This is a genomic window from Thermohalobaculum sediminis, from assembly GCF_023487995.1.
GTDB lineage: Bacteria > Pseudomonadota > Alphaproteobacteria > Rhodobacterales > Rhodobacteraceae > Thermohalobaculum > Thermohalobaculum sediminis.
Genome location: NZ_JAMFKN010000017.1, coordinates 1 through 16,773 on the forward strand (window position 1 = coordinate 1; position 16,773 = coordinate 16,773).

Genomic DNA, 16,773 nt, shown 5'->3' on the forward strand with positions numbered 1-16,773 from the left:
AGGTCATCACTTCAATCGACCGAGCGCCTGCCATGCACTAACAATCAACTTGGACCGACCAATCTGGGCCACTCACTGGGGGAACTTGCCTATCACAAGGGAGAGCACGACACTGCGTTCGAGCATCTGCGAAAGTCAGTCGAGATCGACGACAATCTCCCCTACGACGAGCCTTGGGGCTGGATGCAGCCCACCCGCCACGCGCTCGGTGCTCTTCTTCTGGAACAGGGTCACACCCAAGAAGCGGAAGCGGTATATCGCGCGGATCTCGGCCTCGACAGGACGCTGAGCCGGGCGTGTCAGCATCCGGGTAATGTTTGGAGCCTGCACGGCTTGCACGAGTGCTTGGTGCGGCGCGGCGAAACAGTCGAAGCCGCCCACATCAAACTGCAACTAGACAAGGCCGCGGCCCGCGCAGAGGTTCCGATCAAGGCATCTTGCTATTGCCGCCAGAAGGCCTTGGCCGCCGAGTGATTGATCGCCGGCGTGGTCTCATAGGACAACAACCGCGTCACGGTTTTCACGCAAGGGACCTGGGGCCTCACCAAGTCTCGCAGGTCTGATCGGGTGACCGCGTCGAGGCCATGGCGGCAGGGAAAAAGTGCAGCCTCAGGCGTCCCCCGGCATCGGAGCTGCATTCACTTCGATCGTGTTGAGATCGGGGTCGAGCAGATATAGCTGTGGGAAGCCGGCGGGACCTTCACGAAGGATAAGAACCCTTTTTCTGTCGCCTTCCGGCAAATCCTCTCGAAACCCGGCTGCCTCTAGCCGTTCGAGCATTCCCTCGAAATCGTCAGTGCAGAATGCGAAATGAACGTCTGCGATGTCGGGAGATCGGGAGCTGCGATAAGTTCCAGCTTCGTTGAGCACGAGGTGGATTTGGCGATCCCCGCATCCCAACCACACTCCGGGTATCGGAAACGTTGGGCGAGGCAAGCGCTCCAGTTTGAACAGGTCTTCGTAAAAGGTCGCTGACACCTCAACATCTCTCACGGGATACGAAATGTGATGGAGTAGCACTTTTGGCATGGCATCTATCTCCCCAGGACCTCCGAAATGGAGGATACCAGAAGCTGATCCGAGAGGCTGCTGTCCCCGCACAGCGGTCAACTGATGATCAAGGTTTGATGGCTGCTCTCCCGCCGATCAAACATGATATGATCGATCTTCTCAGCTATCATTCACCGGTGACTCCGCCGAACCAAACTCTCCAAGAGGGCGATGTCCGCTCGGCGGGCCAGCTCAACGGCAGAGGCGCACTCGGAAGGGCGATAACTCTCATTCAACCCGGATTTCTCGCGGTGATGACCCACGAAGAGGTTGGGACCCAGATGCCGACTTCGTCCCGCTCCTGGCCGTCAAAGAACTCCCGCATCTCGGCCTCGATCACCGAACGCTTGGCTTCGGCGAGCTCCTCGCCGGCCTCACGGAAAACTTCACCGGCGGGCCCTATGGCGAGGGCGAAGGCGATACACTCCTCCGGAGTTGTGCCGACCATGATCTTCTCGTCTACGCGTTTGAAGCTGATTTCTTCGTAGCCCGCACTCTTCATCATGATCTCCACCATTTCCTGATTGCCCATGGAAAATGGACCAGGGCCGCAGGTGTCGGCATCCTCTCCAGGCGGAGGCAGATGCCTCAGCACGATGTCCTTGGCAGCCTGCCAGGCTGGGTTGTCTTCTCTTCGGCGCCAGACGATGTGTGTCATCCACCCACCCGGTCTCAGCGCGAGCCGCATTCGCCTCAGCGCTGCAACAGGGTTTTTGAAGAACATGGTGCCAAAGCGAGCGACCACGTAGTCGAACTCACTCTCAGGCAGGGCGATCTCCGCGTCACCTCGCCGAAACTCCGTATTGGACAGGCCATGCGCGGCGGCATCTTTGCGGGCCTCCTCCAGGAACGCGTCGACGCAATCTATCCCGACAACCCGACCCTCATCTCCAACCATCTCGGCCACCTGCAGGGACATGTCGCCCCAACCGCAGCCCACGTCGAGCACTGACATTCCCTTTTTTATAGGCAAATTCGGGATGATCGCAGCCGAGTGCCTGGACAGGCCGCCTTGCAGAATATGCCTATACCTTGTGAATTTCGGTTCCAGAACCTCATTCCAGAAACGTACGAACTCTGTGTCCTGCGCCTTGTCTAATGTCATGCGACTCCCTCCCCGGAGGGCTCAGGCTAGCACAACGCTGCAAACATGCCCCAATCGGTATGTGAATAGTGGGTGCCCGCGCATTGAAAGCAGGAGTCTCTCAAGATTTGGGGCAGAAATTCAGTGTCAGCAAAGTCCGCATCTGAGACACCCTGCGGCGGCGCAACGAATGGCCGGTGCTGAACAGGCCATTCGGAGGTGCTGGGAACGGCCGCTTCCGGAGCGGCCCGCGGCAGTGCAGCAAAAATGACGCTCGTCGCGTCGGCCCCGCATTCGGTTTGGGGCGGATCGTGCCGCATCTGCTAACGGCGGCTTGGTCCGCTGAGCTGCCTTTCGCTATCCGTGCGCCGAACGACTGCTCCGACCCCAAAAGGCCGTCAGGAACCAAAAATTCAAGACAGTTGAGTCCCGACTGGGTGCTTACTCTTTGATGACGAAGCATCGCTCCGGCGGCTGCAACAGACGATCGCGGCTGTGGATCTGTTCAAGTATCGCCCGTCTCGGCTAGCATTTCCCCAGAGGAACGTGCCGCATGCAACGCAAACTCGCCGCGATCATGGCGATCGACATTGTCGGTTATTCGGCACTGATGGCCGAAGACGAGCTCGGAACACTCCGTGTCATGAAAGCATGCCGCAGTGACCAGATTGAACCCGCGGTCGCTGCCAATGGCGGCCGGGTCTTCAAACTCCTCGGCGACGGGATGCTGGTCGAGTTTGCGAGCGCCGTCGGCGCTGTCAAAGCGGCGCTTTCCATTCAAGACGCGCTCGCAAAGGACAACGCCGCCATACAGCTTCGGATTGGCATCAGCCTGGGTGATGTGATTGCCGATGGCGACGACCTCTACGGGCATGGCGTCAACATCGCAACAAGGCTCGAAGGGCTCGCAGGGCGAGGCGGAGTTTGTGTCTCGGATGTTGTTCACCAGCAAAGCGTCAAGCATGTTGGGGTTCAATTCGACGATGCCGGAGAGGTCACCGTCAAGAACATAGACACTCCGATGAAAGTCTGGCACTGGCCGTCGCTTCCCAGTTGCACCGAACCCAAGCCTTCTGAGGCGACCCCCAAAGCGTCGGACAGGCCATCGATTGCGGTACTGCCGTTCGAGAACCTGTCTAGCGACCCGGAACAAAGGTTCTTTTGTGATGCGATGACCGAGGAAGTTGTCACGGCCCTCTCGAAAATCGAGCGATTGGCGGTGATGGATCGCGCATCGACGAAATCCTACGAGGCGGCCTCGGCAGATGTCCGAAAGATTGGCCGAGAGCAGAATGTGCGCTTCGCTCTCAGGGGTAGTGTCAGGCGGCAAGGAGACCGGATTCGTGTCCTGGCGAGTCTGTCGGACACCCGGACCGGACAGACGATTTACGCGGAACGCTACGACCGCCAGGTCGACGATATCTTTGACATTCAGGATGAAATCACGCGGGAAATCGCGTCGTCGCTGCAAGTGAAATTGACCGATGGAGAGCAGGCGCGCCTTTGGGCGAGCGGCACGCGAAAGCTGGAAGCGTGGGAGAAATGCATCCGTGCGGCCGAACTCGTCGATCAGCATAAGTTCGAAGAGAACCGCGAGGGTAAGCGGCTCCTTGAGGAAGCGCTGCGCTCTGATCCCAAATACGCAGTAGCTTGGTGCAAGCTCGGCTGGGCCCATTGGTCCGACGCACGGCATGGTTGGACTTCTGACCCTTTGCGCTCGTTGAATGAGGCAAAGCAAGCAGCCCAAACAGCGCATGCGCTCGATCCGGACTTTTCTGAGCCGTTCGCCCTGCTCGCCATGAGCGCGGTTCAAGCGGGTGAGTTTGAAAACGCCAGCGAATATGTGGACGAAGCGCTCCAGCGTGCCGGTGGGCAGTCTTTCGTTCTCGCAACTGTTGCGATGGTTTTGAGCCTCTGTGGTCGACCAATTGATGCCATCGACGTCATGCATAAGGCGAAGGCGCTCTGCCCGATCTATCCCGACTGGTATCAGGTCCAGCTAGGGCGGAGTTACTACCTCGCGGGCGATTACGACGCCGCGGCAGAGGTGCTTGAAGAGGTTTACGACCGAAACCCGTCCGTTCTCAGTCCGGTACTATTGATTGCAGCACTCTCCGAGAGCGGACGAACCAACGAGGCCAAGGAGATCATTCGGGCAGCAGAGGCTTCTGGTTCGCCGCTATCAATTACGAGTTGGTCGCGCAGCCAGTCCTTCAGTGACCCATCGATCATCGTGCGGGTCAGAGAAACACTCAACGCTTTGGGCGTGTTTGACTGATCATGGGGTTTACTGAGCCGATCCGCACGGCAGGTTTCTGACGGTTGCCAAGGTGCCGAACTTCGGCTTTGTCCGCAACCCGGACATCGGGGTCTGAGATCTCGCTGCGCTGGTCACGAATGACCGCTATTCCTTCTGCGCCGCAGCTTTCACCTCGGTTGAGCTTATGCTGCATTTGCGAGGGCGCCGGGCGGACCACTTCCGGAAAGGGCTCAGAGCCGTCGGTCAGGCCCAATTCGTCCGACGACCGCTTACGACCGCTGAAGGTCCCTAGGGCGCGCTAGGCCACTGAAAACAGAAAAAACCTGCTTCTTGCCAATGGCTGCTCATGGCGCAAGGTTCAAGCCCGCGCTCCTGCACTGCAGAAAGGCGGCTTCGAGCCCGGAGCGGACGGTTCAAAAATGGGGTAGCGCGCTCATCTGTGCGCGGCGAGGAACGCCAGCACGTCGCGCTCCAACCGCGGCCACTCTGGATCGTTCTTCGTCATTCCATGATTGGAGCTTTCGTATGCAATGAACCGGGCATTGGGCAGGGCCTTGGCGAACATCCGGCCCTGTTCCACCGGCTGCATCCGATCGCCCGTCGCGTGGCAGACGAGGCAGGGCGCTTGGACCGAAGGCAACAGGTCCCGGATGTCGATATTGTCGATCACCTCGCGATACCGGCCCATGTTCTCCGGCGAGATCATCTTGCGCATGTCCTCTGCGTATTGCCGCCGCGCCTCCTCGCTCGCGCGGGGCACGATGATCTGCGCCATCAGATCGCGCAGCGACGGATAGTCGTCGTCCCACCCCGCGGTCATCATCTGCCGCATCGCCAGCGCGCGCTCCAGATCCTTTTTCGAAGTCCGTTTCGCCCGGCCAACCGGAAAGCCCCCGATCATGACGATGGCCGCGACGCGCCCTGGACGGCGGGCGGCGAAGGCCGCCGCGACAGCGCAACCCTGCGAGATCGCCAGGACCGGCGCGCGTTCCACCCTGGCGGCATCGAACACCGTCTCGAGGTCGTCCACAAACTGGTCAAACGTACAAATCTCCGCCTCCCAGTCCGACAGGCCGTTGAGCCGAGCGTCGAACCGGATCAGTCGGTAGTGCTTGGCGATCGATGCGCAGACCGGCGCGATGCCGGGAGCGCGCCAGTCCAGTTCCAGGTGCCCGACCCAATTCGGCGCCTTCACCACCGGCGGCCCTTCGCCAACTGCGGTCCACGCAAGGTTCACATCGTCGTCGGTCCGGCAGTACTGGATCTCCTGCGTCGTCGCGAACGCCGCAGGCGTCTTCGGCCCCGCCTCATCCGTGAAGTTGACCGAAAGTACCTCGATCGGCTGCGCGATCCCTTTGAAGCTGCGCAATCCTTGGCCGCGCAGGCGGTCGGTGAAATCGGCTCCGGCGAGGTCGCAGAGCATCCTTGAGGCCAGCACTCCGCCCGGCTCCGCCGCCGCCTGAAGCCGCGCAGCGATGTTGACACCATCACCGAAAATATCATCACCCTCGACCGTGACGTCGCCCACATCGAGACCGGCGCGGAGCTGGATGGGCTCCGGCGTATGGTACGGGTGGTCGGGCTCGCGCAGGCGGGTCTGTATGGCGATGGCGGCCTCCAGAGCCTGTCCGGCGGATGGAAATTCGATCAGCGCGCCGTCGCCTAGAAGCTTGACCACCCGGCCCTTGTTAGCATGCACCACCGGCGTGACCAGATCGCGGTAGAGCATGTTCAACGTCCTCAGAAGGGGGCCCGACCCACCCTGCATCATTCGGCTGTAGCCGACGACGTCGAGAGACAAGATTGCCGCGAGGCGACGAAAGCTCATGAGGCCTCTTCTATCGAAAATTCTCGGAACGGTACAGGCATCACGGCGAGAACTGAACCGCTCGTCTTAAATGACCGTCGGCTTTGGCGCGGGAGTTGGCTGATGTACCTGCTGTTATGAGTGGCCGCTTCGTCCGCATCCCGGTCATCACGAAGCGCCGCAGCGAACGACCGCAATCGCGGGCGTTCGATTTCTGTTCCATTTCGGCGAGTGCTACCGGCATCGAAGTGTTCAGGTCGCCCTGCTGGAAAGCCTAGGGATCTCAGTGAGCTACAAGCTCTGCACCAAATCCGCGCAGTCATCAGGTCCAGAGAACAACGGCCCTGAGAGACCGTTTTCAGGCTACCAGGCGGCGGGTCCGGTGCTCACCGTCTCCCGCATAACTCTCGAAAACAACGGAAAAATCTGGCCGCAGCCGGATCGGGAGAACGCTTTCGCGGGGGCAAGTGGCGGAGCAAACGCGACTGGACTCCAACGTTCTCTAATAATTGAGTAATTGATATTAAATGATATAATTCCTTTTCGATGACCTTCAGCGAGAGCTGGTGGAAAATTACTGTTTGGGTTCGGCTGTGGGCAATCCGCCCGCTGCCGCTGTACAAATGGCCCTGCGCGAACTCACACGATGTGCCAGGAGTGCGCGCTCGCAACGACGCCCGGGGCGTCGCCCGCGACCACTACTGCTATTCGAGAACTTTCGGCCAATTTGCGTTGCCCTTCGCAATGTTCTCCGGAAGGTCCTCCTCCCAGCGCGCTTGGACACTCTTCGAGTAGTTGAGATAGAGTTTGCCATCCACGATCTTCCACGCCTCAGGATCGGTGGATGCGGTATAGCCTTGCGAGACCGCCCAAGCGCAGTAGCCACCATATTGCGGGGCAAAGGCCTCCGGGTGGGCGGCGAAGCGATCACGGTTGGTCGAATTCGCGAAGCGCCAGGTCGCTCCGTTCCAATCATATGTGAGTTCGGAGGAGCCCTCGACCGGTCGACGCTCTTTGAAATACGCGACGGGGTCAAAGCCGTTTATCGCCGCGCCACCAAAAAGGGACTGATACACAGGCTCTTTCGCCATCGAGTGCACGCTGGACGTGATGATCAGGGCTAAGGCGGCCAGCACGCCCGTCAGATAGATGCGCATCTTGGTCTCCGGCGGAAAAGGTGCTCCGGGGAGTAAAGACGAGCGGCGTGGTACGGCGCCAGTAGGCATGGCAAATGACACGGGTTTGTGATCGATCGCATTGGCGACTTCAACAACGGGGCGATGGACACCCCGATGACCGAGACCAGCATGCCCCTGATCGAGCTCTTACAGAAGCAGGCTGACGGAGATTTTTTGCGCACTGTTGCGGAGGCGGTGCTGCAGCTCCTGATGGAGCACGACGTGGAGGGCCTTGTCGGCGCCGGGCGCTACGAGCGCGGCGACGGGCGACTCACCTGGCGCAATGGCTATCCCGAGCGCGAGCTCAAGACCCGGCTCGGTGTCCTGAACCTGCGTGTGCCGAAACTGCGCCAGGGCTCCTACTTCCCCGGCTTCCTCGAGTCGCCGCGCACCTCGGAAAGGCGCTGGTCGCCGTCATCCAGGAGGCCTTGATCGACGGCGTCTCGACCCGGCGGGTGACCTAGCGGCTGGTCGTGAAGGGGCGGAAGGGGCCCGGCAACGTCACGGAGGCCGGATAGGAAAGTCCGTCGCCGGCGCAAGTCGGCTTCATCTGCTTGAACCCAGCCCCCTTTCCTACTGCGCGCGCGCTGCCAGAACGTTCCGGAATTGCCACGGATCGTCCTCGTCCGATTCTGCTCCGAACCCCTTCAGCCGGCTCTCCAAGGGTGTCCAGTCGGTGTAGTGTCCCTCGACCGGGCCGAGATAGGGGCGCTGGATCTCGAGGCAGCGGACATGGTCCATCTCCTCGGTCTCGACGATGCCGGCCTCCGGGTTTTCCATGGCCCAGACCATGCCAGCGAGGACGGCCGAGGTGACCTGCAGCCCGGTCGCGTTCTGGTAGGGCGCAAGCTCCCTCGCCTCGCGGGCGGAGAGGCGGGAGCCATACCAGTAGGCGTTCTTCGCATGCCCGAACAGCAGCACGCCGAGCTCGTCGACCCCGTCGACGATCTCGTGCTCCGACAGGATGTGGTGATCGGTCTGCATCTGCCCGGAGCCGAACCATTCATGCAGCGACAGCACCGCCATGTTGGCCGGGTGATAGGCGTAGTGGCAGGTCGGCCGATAGTCCGGCGTCGCGCCGCTTCCCACGGTGAAGTAGTCGGCGATCGAGATCGCCTCGTTATGGGTGACCAGGTAGCCGAACTGCGGGCCATGCGTCGGGCACCAGGTGTGCACCTGGGTCAAAGCGCCAGGGTGGTTGAGATAGATCGCCGCCTTGCAGCCATAGTCATGTTGCGAGGCGGATTTCGGCATCCACTTCTCATGCGTGCCCCAGCCCAGTTCCGCCGGCTGATATCCTTCCGACAGGAAGCCCGCGACCGACCAGGTGTTGACGAAGACGCGGGCCGGCTTGCTGTAGCTTGCCGTCTGGGTGTCGCGCTCGGCGATGTGGATGCCCTTGATGCCGAGAGCCTGCGCCAGCCTGGCCCAGTCCTCGCGGATCGCCGGCGCCTGCTCGCCCATGCCCGTATCGCGCGCGATCTGGAGCAGGGCCTCCTTCACGAGCCAGCTGACCATGCCCGGATTGGCGCCGCAGCAGGATATCGCGGTGGCACCTCCCGGATGACGTCGCTTCTCCTCGAGGATAGTCTCGCGGAGCGCGTAGTTGGTCATCTTCCCGGGGTCGGAGTCGGTCTGGAAGTAGAAGCCCGGCCAGGGTTCGACGACCGTGTCGATGTAGAGCATCCCGCGTTCGCGGCAGTAACGCATGATGTCCAGCGACGACGTATCGACCGAGACATTCACGCAGAACCCGCCGCTGCGCCCGGCCATGATCGCATCGAGCGTCTCGCGGTGGTTCTCGCGCGTCAGTGCGACCTGATGAAAGGCGTAGCCCTTACCGCGAAGAAACTCGGCATGGTCCGCGAGGGGATCGATGACGTGCAGCTGGGCGGATTCGAACTCAAAATGCCGCTCGATTAGCGGCAGGACGCCGCGTCCGATCGAACCATAGCCGATCAATATGAGCGGGCCTTCAATGGCCGCATACATTGGATAGTTCATGCCTTCCCGTCTTCGAAGTGGACCTCGTTCGGATCAAACTCCAACTTCGGCACGAAATTACAACATCCAAAACGTAAAGATGCGAAGCGATGAGAGTTCGCATCCGATCCACGCGTCTTCGGCGGATCTCAGCCGCAAACATCGGCCCGCAGCGCTGCCACCAGAACCGGACCGTCTCGTGGCTGATGTCGATGTCGCGCCCGTGCAGGAGGTCCTCGACGGTCCGGAGCGAGAGCGGGAACCGCACGTACAGCATCACTGCCAGGCGGCTGATCTCGGGGCTGCTATGGAAGGCCTTGAACGGGTTCGATTTGCTCGTTCCGAGACGCTACGAACCCGCCCGACCCGGCTCAAGGTCGATCTTTCTGACAGGGCCCTCTTCGCCCCTCGCACGTCGAAGCGGGGGGCGTTTTGCGGTTCACGAAACGCTTCGCCCTTGGGGTTTCGTCGTTCATACGGCATCCTCTGTGGCTCTGCCGTGTCGCATATTCTGCGTCGCGGTGGCGGGCCAACTGATACGGGGGATTCTCGCATGGCCCGGGTCCTGTTCCTCTTCCTAATCACCGCGGCCGCTTTCGGGCTTGTCGTGTTCACGGCCTGGCATCCGGAACTCTGGGAGCCTTGGCTGGACGCGCACGGGATCACGCGCGACGACCCATTGTTCCGCAAGGGTCTCAAGCTTGTTCTTGCGATCGTTCTGGGCATACCTCTCGTCGCGCTGATCTACGCGATCGGCCGCCTTGGATCAGATCGGCCGCAGAGGGACCTCGATGGCTACACCGTGTTGCGCCTCCGGGCAGGAACGCGCTGGTTCACGACGATTTCCTGCCTCGGACTGGCCGCCCTGTTCTTCGCGTATCCCATGGTCGATCCGGTGGCGCCAATCCCTTGGGCCTTCCAGGCCGCGGCCGTCTTCTGCCTTCTCATCATTCCGGTGATGCTCAAGGCGAAGGTGCGCTACGACAACTCGACGCTCAGCGTCTCGAACTCCTTCGGCGGAAGTTCGCGCTTCCGCTGGTCCGAACTCATGGAGGTCCGCGCGGTGCCGGAGATGAAACACTATCTCTTCGTCTTCGAGAACGGAAAGAAGGCCTCCGTTTCCTACAGCTACGCCGGGCTGGACGACCTGCTCGGGACAGCGCAATCGAAGTTGGGGGCCCACCCCGGAAGCGCCGGAAGTCGAAGAGGTACGACGCGGATTTGAGGCTGCCATCCCGGCCTGCGGGAGATTGTCATCAATTTCCTCAGCAGTCTCGGTGTAGCGCGCTTGCGACGGCACCTGGTGAACACGGTGTCGAGCCCGTCCCCCCGGGGGTCGGGGTGCACCATGAGAAGCAACTCGCGACGGATCTTCACGAAGCCGTCGTCGACATGCCACCGCCACGCCGCGAAGGCGCGCAGTCTGTCGATGCGCATGGGCTGGATCTCAGTGGCGAACATCGGCCCGAAGCGATGCCACCAGAACCGGACCGTCTCGTGGCTGATGTCGATGCCGCGCTCGTGGAGCAACTCCTCAACATTCCGGAGCGGCAGCGGGAAGCGGGCGTGCATCATGACCGCGACGCCGATGACCTAAGGGCTGGTTTTGAAGTAGCGGAATGGATTGGGTTTGCTCATGCCGAGAGCGTAGGCAGGCGGCTATCCCGCCTCAAGCAGGTTTGCTCTGACAAGACCCCTCGGAGGATTTCGCGTTCATGCTGGCCGCGAGGCCCGGGACTTTCATGCGGATCGGAAATGGTAACACGGCACCGGTTCACAATTCGCGCTATGACTTCGACGAGAGCCGGGCCCATCGGCGCCAGTGACGTCGCGCGGCTGGTAGATCGGGGTCTGCCGCTGCGGGCTCGGTAGCCGCCGCAGCACTATCCCGAAGACAGGCGGCCGAGATGGGAGGCGCAGCCGAGGGTGCTGCCAGAGTAATTGCGTCCGAGCGCCCTTCCCTGTCCTATTCTGTATAGAGACGATGCAAGAAATTGAACTTTAAGGAAAAGATCTTGCAGAGATCCGGTGGAGGCGCCGACCGAGGCTCGTTAGGATTAACGGAGAAAGTCTTTCTGCAAGACAACGTGGCGACCAGAAAGATGGAACCCGTCGGAATCGTGTCGAGCCAGATGCGCGATGCCTTGGCTCTGGCTTTGTGGGGTGACGCCATCAGCCCGATGGATCCGGCGTGGTTCATGCAGTAAAATTAAAAAGCCACCAGGCGCGACTTCTCATGCTTGAACCAGGCGCGATTTCTCCTGCTTGAAGCAGCCCGATGGATCATAGCAACGACCGGGAGAGCGGTTCTGACGCTGGTTCTGACCGTGACATTGCCCAACGTGGAGCAACGGTGCCATGCCCGGGGTGACTGATCGATACGGCTTGGCGATCTCGACAATGAACGGTGCTGCGGCGGCCGCATACCGCGAGGGCATCGACTGCATCCTCGCCGCTTGGCCTGGAGCTACGGCAGCGCTGGACCGCGCAATCGCCGCGGACCCCGAGTTCGCGTTGGCTCATGCGGCCCGCGCCCGCGTCCACGCGATGTATGGCCATACAGCCGAAGCGAGGGTCAGCATTTCGGTGGCGCAGAGACTGGTAAGCTCGAACGGCACCGATCGCGAGAGAAGCCATGTCGAGCTTTTGGCAGCAGCAATTGGCGGGCAGTCAGGCCGCGCCCTCAACGGCGCACTGCCCCATCTGGACCAGTGGCCCCGTGACACCATGATCATGTCAACGCTCCTGGGAGCGTTCGGGCTGCTGGCGTTCTCCGGCAGGTCCGATCATGACCGGGCGCGCGTTGATCTCTGTGAGCGACATTCCCGGGACTACGGCGAGGACTGGTGGTTCCTGACCTATTATGGCTGGGCTCTCACCGAGAGCGGCGACGTTCTCAACGGGCGACGGATATCGGAACGAGCCTTCGGACTTCGGCAAGAGAATGCCAATGCCGTCCACGGACTGGCACATGCCATGTTCGAGGACGACTCGCTTAAGGAGGCCGACCAGCTGCTCGGCCAATGGATGCCAGGGTATGACCGTGCGGGGATTCAGCACGGTCATCTTGCATGGCATTGGGCCTTGCTGGCCCTGAACCGGGAAGACCCGGAAGGCGCACTCGCCCTGTTTGACTCGCGCTTTCGGCCGGGCGTCACGCTGGCAGCACCGATGAACGTGGTCACCGACGGCATCTCGTTGCTTTGGCGCCTGTACGCGTATGGCTACGATGTGCCGGAGCGAGCATGGCAAGAGGTGTCGGAATATTCCGAACGGGCGTTTCCAAGGGCGGGTACCGCGCTCTCCGATGCACATATGGGGCTGCTTGCAGCCGCGACCGGGAACGGCCCGGGTCTCGATCGCCGGATTTCCGAGTTGGAGACGAAACTCGCAGACGATCTGCTACCGGCGGGACCGGTAGTACCAGCCATCTGCCGGGCTGCGGCCGAATTCGTCGCCGGGGACTACGCGCGATGCGTCGCAATCCTCGAGCCCATGGTGCATGAGATCGTGCGTATCGGAGGCAGCCACGCCCAGAGAGAGGTCTTCGAGGACATTCTCATCAGTGCACTGCTGCGCGCCGATGAACCGGTCCGAGCGCACGGCGTCGTTCAGCGACGTTTGCACCGGCGACCGCCGCCATGCCGCGACGCTTGGGGGTGACGTCTTGAGGAAAGAGCAGAATTGTGAGCTCATTCATGCTCAGGGCTGCCGCCTACGGGCAGCGATATCTTCGCACGACCGTCTTCTCGCCGCGTCATCGCCCTCGCGAGGGTGGTGTCAGCTCGGGAACGAACGCATCTGGTCGATGCGCCTGCGCCTGATCTCAGCTGCGAACGTTGGTCCAAACCGATGCCACCAGAACCGGATCGTCTCGTGGCTGACGTCGATGACGCGCTCGTGAAGGAGGTCCGCGACGTTTCGAAGTGACGGCGGAAACCTGACATACATCTGACCGGCAGGCGGATGATCTCCGGGCTTGTTTTGAAGTAGCGGAAGGGATTGGGTTTGCTCATGCTGAGAGGGTAGGGAGGCTGCTTCACCGCCTCAAACCGAGTTCCTCTGACAGACCCTGTACATCATCACGGCCAGGCGGATGGTCTCTGGGCTAGTCTTGAAGTAGCGCAAGGGGTTCGGCTTGGTCATCCTGAGAGGGTAGGGAGGCTGCTTGCCCGCCTCAAGCCGGTTTACTCTGTCAGGACCCGCGGATCAGCGCGGGATTGAGAAACTGACGTACCGGGAGGACGACGGGATTGGCCTGCAATGAAGGAAGAATAGCGAGAGGCCCTGTCAGTTCCGCGCTCGCGTCATACAAACGGGCCTGGTCGTTCCTCGGTCCCTTCACGCTGATCCATGTTGCTGCCCGGCTCGTCGCTGTCGCGGTGCTCCTGCCGCTCGTGAGCCTCGTACTTTCCGCAGCAATCGCGACCTCCGATCAGTCGGCGCTCACCGACCAGGACATCGGCTGGTTCCTACTGACGCCGGCGGGCTTCGGATGTGCGGTCGTGATCTTCGGGCTGATCGTCGTCATGGCCGTCTTCGACGTGGCGATGATGACTGTCGTGCTGAGGCGCTCAGAGCACAGTGCCTTTCCTGCGCTTGTCGCCGGCGTGCGTTTCGTACTGCGACGTTTTCCTTCGGTCTTCGGCTTCGGGATACTCCTGCTGCTCAGGATCCTCGCGATGGCGTTCCCGTTCCTGCTCGCCGCCGGAGCGGTGGCCCTGCTCCTGCTGGGTGAGTACGACATCAACTACTATCTGACCCACCGCCCGCCGGCGTTCCTGGCCGCGGGCGGTGCGATTGCTGTGATCATATTGGCGCTCGCAATCCTGCTCGTCCGGAAGCTTTCGGACTGGTCGCTCGCGCTGCCGCTCTTGCTGATCGGCCGGATGGCGCCGCGCAACGTCTTCGTGGAGAGTGCGCGCCTCCTCGAGGGTCAGCGGATCTACGTGGTCAACCGGGTGGTGGCGTGGCTCGCGATCCGGGTCGTGCTTCTGGCCAGCGTCAGCGCCCTCGCGAGCTTCCTGATGGGCGAGTTCCGGACGCTCTTGGGCGCGGATCTTGGCCTGATCACCGTCGTGGCAATCGTGCTCCTGCTGTTGTGGAGCCTTGCCGGGGCGGTCACCGATGCGCTTTCGAACGGGGCGCTGGCGTCGATGCTTGACGCGTCGTACCGGCGGCATTCCCCTGACGAGACCGGGCCGGACGAGATGGCGGCGTCCATGCCCGCGCGTCTGCTCGGCTCGAGGAATGCGCTGATCGTGCTGGCGATGGTCGCCGTGGCGATCGGGACCGGCCTCAGGTACGCGGACAGGCTCCTCGAGAAGGTCAGCACCAACCGGACAGTCGAGATCATCGCTCATCGTGGGGCCGCTGGCGTACGGCCGGAAAACACCTTGGCCTCGGTCAAGAAGGCCATCGAGGACAAGGCCGATTGGGTCGAGATCGACGTTCAGGAGACCGCCGATGGCGAGGTGATCGTCGCACACGACAGCGATTTCATGAAGCTGGGTGGCGATCCGCTCAAGGTCTGGGACGCGACGATGGAGGACGTGGCCCGCATCGACATCGGGAGCTGGTTCGCCGATGAGTATGCTGCCGAACGCACGCCGACGCTGCGTGACGTGCTCATGGCCGTCAGGGGCAGCGCGGCGAAGCTTCTGATCGAGCTGAAGTACTACGGTCACGACATGCGGCTCGAACAGCGCGTGGCCGAGATCGTGGACGAGACCGCGATGGGCAGCGACGTTGCAGTGATGTCGCTCAAGATCCCCGGAGTGATGAAAATGAATGGACTCCGTCCGGACTGGCCCTTCGGCGTCCTGGCGGCAACCGCGATCGGCGATCTTTCGGGCTTCGATGCGGACTTCGTCGCCGTGAACACAGGCCAGCTCTCGCTTCGCCTGATCCGCAAGGCGCACGCGAAGGGCCAGAAGGTCTATGTGTGGACAGTGGATGATCCGCTGACGATGTCGCGCATGATCTCGATGGGAGTCGACGGGCTGATCACCAACCAACCGGCACTGGCGCGCGAAGTGATGAACCAGCGCAACGAGCTCTCCACCCCTGAGCGGCTGCTCCTCTGGTTGAGTGACCAGTTCAGGCTCGAGAGCTTCGACCTGGTCGCGGAGGACAAGGATGCCTGACGGTCTGGGTTGGCGCGTTGCTACCGCTCTCACGATGGCCACGCTCGTCCCGCCGCATGCGCTCCCGGATGGCGAAAGCGCATCGCCGGTGCGAAACATCGAGTTGCGCGCACATCATCGGCTAATCGAGCGCATGGATGCAGCCGGCAGGACACCCGCCCCCTTCGAGACCGACGGCTGCAGCGGTGGCCTCTCGGCCTGGGCGTCGAGCGCATTCACGAGCCTTCCGGTCGGCGTCAAGATCGCGAAACGCTTCGAGGGCTAGTTCCGCTCCTGCGCGACGGTGATCACTCGGCTGAGGCCTGCGCCGAGGCGACGCATGCCGTTCATCACTTGCGCCGGGCTCAACTCTGTCGGCGTCACCCGATCGGCCTCGACGATCACCACAGTGCCCGAAAGTGCCGACGGCGCGCCTGGCATGAACACCACGCAGAGCCCCGACGGTGTATGATCGATGAGAAACCCGACCTGCATCTGATCGTCGAAGCGAACCGCGACGACTTCGACCTCGCGTCCTTCGCCAATGGTCTCGACGCTGCCGGAGAGGTCGGCGATCATTTGGCGCAGTACCGTGTAGATCGGCAGGCGCGCGAGGATTTTCTCCTCGAGCCAAGCGAAGCTTTTCATCCCTACAGGCGTTCGGGCGAAGATCCCGGCGACCAGCGCGATCAGCGTGAGGATCAGGATCGCGATCACGAGCACGAGGGTGTCAGAGCGGAAGCCGGGGAACACGGAACGCTGCAGGGCATCGCCGATTTGGGTCGAGACCGCGAGCAGTTTTCCGAAGACGACCAGCACGATGCCTATCGGCAGCAGGAAGACGACACCGCCGACGATGAGACTCTTCAACAAATCGAACAGTTTGCGCACCGTCATGCCTCCCCGCCAAACGCCTTCGGCTGCCCATCGTAGACCGGCATTCACCAGTTGGCTGTCGTTCGGGATGGTAGCGCCCGCGAGCGCTGCGCTCAAAGCGGTCACTTCAGACGAATCCGAAGTGGCAGGTGAATCTGACGGCGCGCCTCTGGGATGAGGCGCAGGACGGCGAGATCCTGCTGCCGACCCGCGCGAGCATCACAGTCGAGGGCACCTATCGCACCGAGGCGGTTGGCGAGATCGACCTCAAGGGGTGGTGTCAGACGAATGCGAACTCGTCTCAGTTTGCCGGCGAGCGCCGGATATCAGGTCGCGCCGAGCTGACGCCACTCCTCAAGTGCGGCGGTTCTGTTGACCTTGAAGATGTGCCGGCTTGAAAGGCTGCGTTC

13 protein-coding genes and 4 pseudogenes are annotated in these 16,773 nt (G+C 61.8%); 8 read left to right on the forward strand and 9 right to left on the reverse strand.

What is annotated here, in order from left to right:
• The coding region (locus M1105_RS19835) for a tetratricopeptide repeat protein (protein WP_249582119.1) at window positions 1-474 on the forward strand (474 nt) is incomplete at its 5' end.
• 135 nt (window positions 475-609) lie between these two features.
• On the opposite strand, the gene M1105_RS19840 is transcribed toward M1105_RS19835, so the two are convergent.
• The gene (locus M1105_RS19840) at window positions 610-1,029 is read right to left on the reverse strand and encodes a VOC family protein (RefSeq protein WP_249582120.1); all 420 of its coding nucleotides are present in this window, start codon (window positions 1,027-1,029) and stop codon (window positions 610-612) included.
• A gap of 253 nt (window positions 1,030-1,282) precedes the next feature.
• A complete protein-coding gene (locus M1105_RS19845; protein WP_249582121.1) occupies window positions 1,283-2,155 on the reverse strand; it encodes a class I SAM-dependent methyltransferase in 873 nt (290 codons plus the stop codon).
• A gap of 532 nt (window positions 2,156-2,687) precedes the next feature.
• Between M1105_RS19845 and M1105_RS19850 the strand changes: the two genes are divergently transcribed.
• Window positions 2,688-4,412 (forward strand): adenylate/guanylate cyclase domain-containing protein, encoded by a 1,725-nt coding sequence (locus tag M1105_RS19850; RefSeq protein WP_249582122.1) that lies wholly within the window; start codon window positions 2,688-2,690, stop codon window positions 4,410-4,412.
• Between the two features lie 415 nt (window positions 4,413-4,827).
• On the opposite strand, the gene M1105_RS19855 is transcribed toward M1105_RS19850, so the two are convergent.
• Together M1105_RS19855 and M1105_RS19860 are read right to left on the reverse strand one after the other, a co-directional pair.
• Window positions 4,828-6,222: an alpha/beta fold hydrolase gene (locus M1105_RS19855; protein ID WP_249582123.1), complete on the reverse strand. Its 1,395-nt coding sequence runs from the start codon at window positions 6,220-6,222 to the stop codon at window positions 4,828-4,830.
• A gap of 683 nt (window positions 6,223-6,905) precedes the next feature.
• Window positions 6,906-7,358, reverse strand: a complete 453-nt coding sequence (locus M1105_RS19860) for a YHS domain-containing (seleno)protein (RefSeq protein ID WP_249582124.1) — start codon at window positions 7,356-7,358, stop codon at window positions 6,906-6,908.
• Between the two features lie 135 nt (window positions 7,359-7,493).
• On the opposite strand from M1105_RS19860, the pseudogene M1105_RS19865 reads away from it, so the two are divergent.
• A pseudogene (locus M1105_RS19865) lies at window positions 7,494-7,837 on the forward strand (transposase); the annotation flags it as partial.
• Window positions 7,838-7,952: 115 nt separating this feature from the next.
• Here M1105_RS19865 and M1105_RS19870 read toward each other — a convergent pair.
• Together M1105_RS19870 and M1105_RS19875 are read right to left on the reverse strand one after the other, a co-directional pair.
• A complete protein-coding gene (locus tag M1105_RS19870) occupies window positions 7,953-9,383 on the reverse strand; it encodes a homospermidine synthase (RefSeq protein WP_249582125.1) in 1,431 nt (476 codons plus the stop codon).
• A gap of 97 nt (window positions 9,384-9,480) precedes the next feature.
• Window positions 9,481-9,657, reverse strand: a pseudogene (locus tag M1105_RS19875) (IS6 family transposase); the annotation flags it as partial.
• Window positions 9,658-9,915: 258 nt separating this feature from the next.
• Between M1105_RS19875 and M1105_RS19880 the strand changes: the two are divergent.
• Together M1105_RS19880 and M1105_RS19885 are read left to right on the forward strand one after the other, a co-directional pair.
• Window positions 9,916-10,587 carry a hypothetical protein gene (locus M1105_RS19880; protein WP_249582126.1) on the forward strand — a complete coding sequence of 224 codons (672 nt, stop codon included), beginning with the start codon at window positions 9,916-9,918 and terminating at the stop codon, window positions 10,585-10,587.
• Between the two features lie 1,133 nt (window positions 10,588-11,720).
• A complete protein-coding gene (locus M1105_RS19885; RefSeq protein WP_249582127.1) occupies window positions 11,721-13,025 on the forward strand; it encodes a tetratricopeptide repeat protein in 1,305 nt (434 codons plus the stop codon).
• A gap of 126 nt (window positions 13,026-13,151) precedes the next feature.
• On the opposite strand, the pseudogene M1105_RS19890 reads toward M1105_RS19885, so the two are convergent.
• Window positions 13,152-13,378: pseudogene (locus M1105_RS19890) on the reverse strand (IS6 family transposase); the annotation flags it as partial.
• Between the two features lie 58 nt (window positions 13,379-13,436).
• Window positions 13,437-13,508 (reverse strand): annotated as a pseudogene (locus M1105_RS21045) (IS6 family transposase); the annotation flags it as partial.
• Between the two features lie 107 nt (window positions 13,509-13,615).
• Between M1105_RS21045 and M1105_RS19895 the strand changes: the two are divergent.
• Together M1105_RS19895 and M1105_RS19900 are read left to right on the forward strand one after the other, a co-directional pair.
• Window positions 13,616-15,508, forward strand: a complete 1,893-nt coding sequence (locus tag M1105_RS19895) for a glycerophosphodiester phosphodiesterase (protein WP_249582128.1) — start codon at window positions 13,616-13,618, stop codon at window positions 15,506-15,508.
• Window positions 15,501-15,773 carry a hypothetical protein gene (locus M1105_RS19900; protein WP_249582129.1) on the forward strand — a complete coding sequence of 91 codons (273 nt, stop codon included), beginning with the start codon at window positions 15,501-15,503 and terminating at the stop codon, window positions 15,771-15,773. Before M1105_RS19895 ends, M1105_RS19900 begins: the two co-directional genes overlap by 8 nt.
• Here the strand turns inward: M1105_RS19900 and M1105_RS19905 are convergent.
• A complete protein-coding gene (locus M1105_RS19905; protein WP_249582130.1) occupies window positions 15,770-16,378 on the reverse strand; it encodes a DUF502 domain-containing protein in 609 nt (202 codons plus the stop codon). The two genes, M1105_RS19900 and M1105_RS19905, sit on opposite strands and share 4 nt — an antisense overlap.
• Before the next feature lie 134 nt (window positions 16,379-16,512).
• Here M1105_RS19905 and M1105_RS19910 point away from each other — a divergent pair, with 134 nt between their 5' ends.
• The gene (locus M1105_RS19910; protein WP_249582131.1) at window positions 16,513-16,761 is read left to right on the forward strand and encodes a hypothetical protein; all 249 of its coding nucleotides are present in this window, start codon (window positions 16,513-16,515) and stop codon (window positions 16,759-16,761) included.
• Window positions 16,762-16,773 lie beyond the last annotated feature (12 nt).

Excerpts from the sequence above, each read along its gene's own strand:
- M1105_RS19870 (WP_249582125.1), bottom strand. The coding sequence starts at position 9,383 with ATGAACTATCCAATGTATGCGGCCATTGAAGGCCCGCTCATATTGATC.
- M1105_RS19855 (WP_249582123.1), bottom strand. The coding sequence starts at position 6,222 with ATGAGCTTTCGTCGCCTCGCGGCAATCTTGTCTCTCGACGTCGTCGGC.
- M1105_RS19900 (WP_249582129.1), top strand. The coding sequence starts at position 15,501 with ATGCCTGACGGTCTGGGTTGGCGCGTTGCTACCGCTCTCACGATGGCC.
- M1105_RS19840 (WP_249582120.1), bottom strand. The coding sequence starts at position 1,029 with ATGCCAAAAGTGCTACTCCATCACATTTCGTATCCCGTGAGAGATGTT.
- M1105_RS19850 (WP_249582122.1), top strand. The coding sequence starts at position 2,688 with ATGCAACGCAAACTCGCCGCGATCATGGCGATCGACATTGTCGGTTAT.
- M1105_RS19885 (WP_249582127.1), top strand. The coding sequence starts at position 11,721 with ATGCCCGGGGTGACTGATCGATACGGCTTGGCGATCTCGACAATGAAC.
- M1105_RS19860 (WP_249582124.1), bottom strand. The coding sequence starts at position 7,358 with ATGCGCATCTATCTGACGGGCGTGCTGGCCGCCTTAGCCCTGATCATC.
- M1105_RS19880 (WP_249582126.1), top strand. The coding sequence starts at position 9,916 with ATGGCCCGGGTCCTGTTCCTCTTCCTAATCACCGCGGCCGCTTTCGGG.
- M1105_RS19845 (WP_249582121.1), bottom strand. The coding sequence starts at position 2,155 with ATGACATTAGACAAGGCGCAGGACACAGAGTTCGTACGTTTCTGGAAT.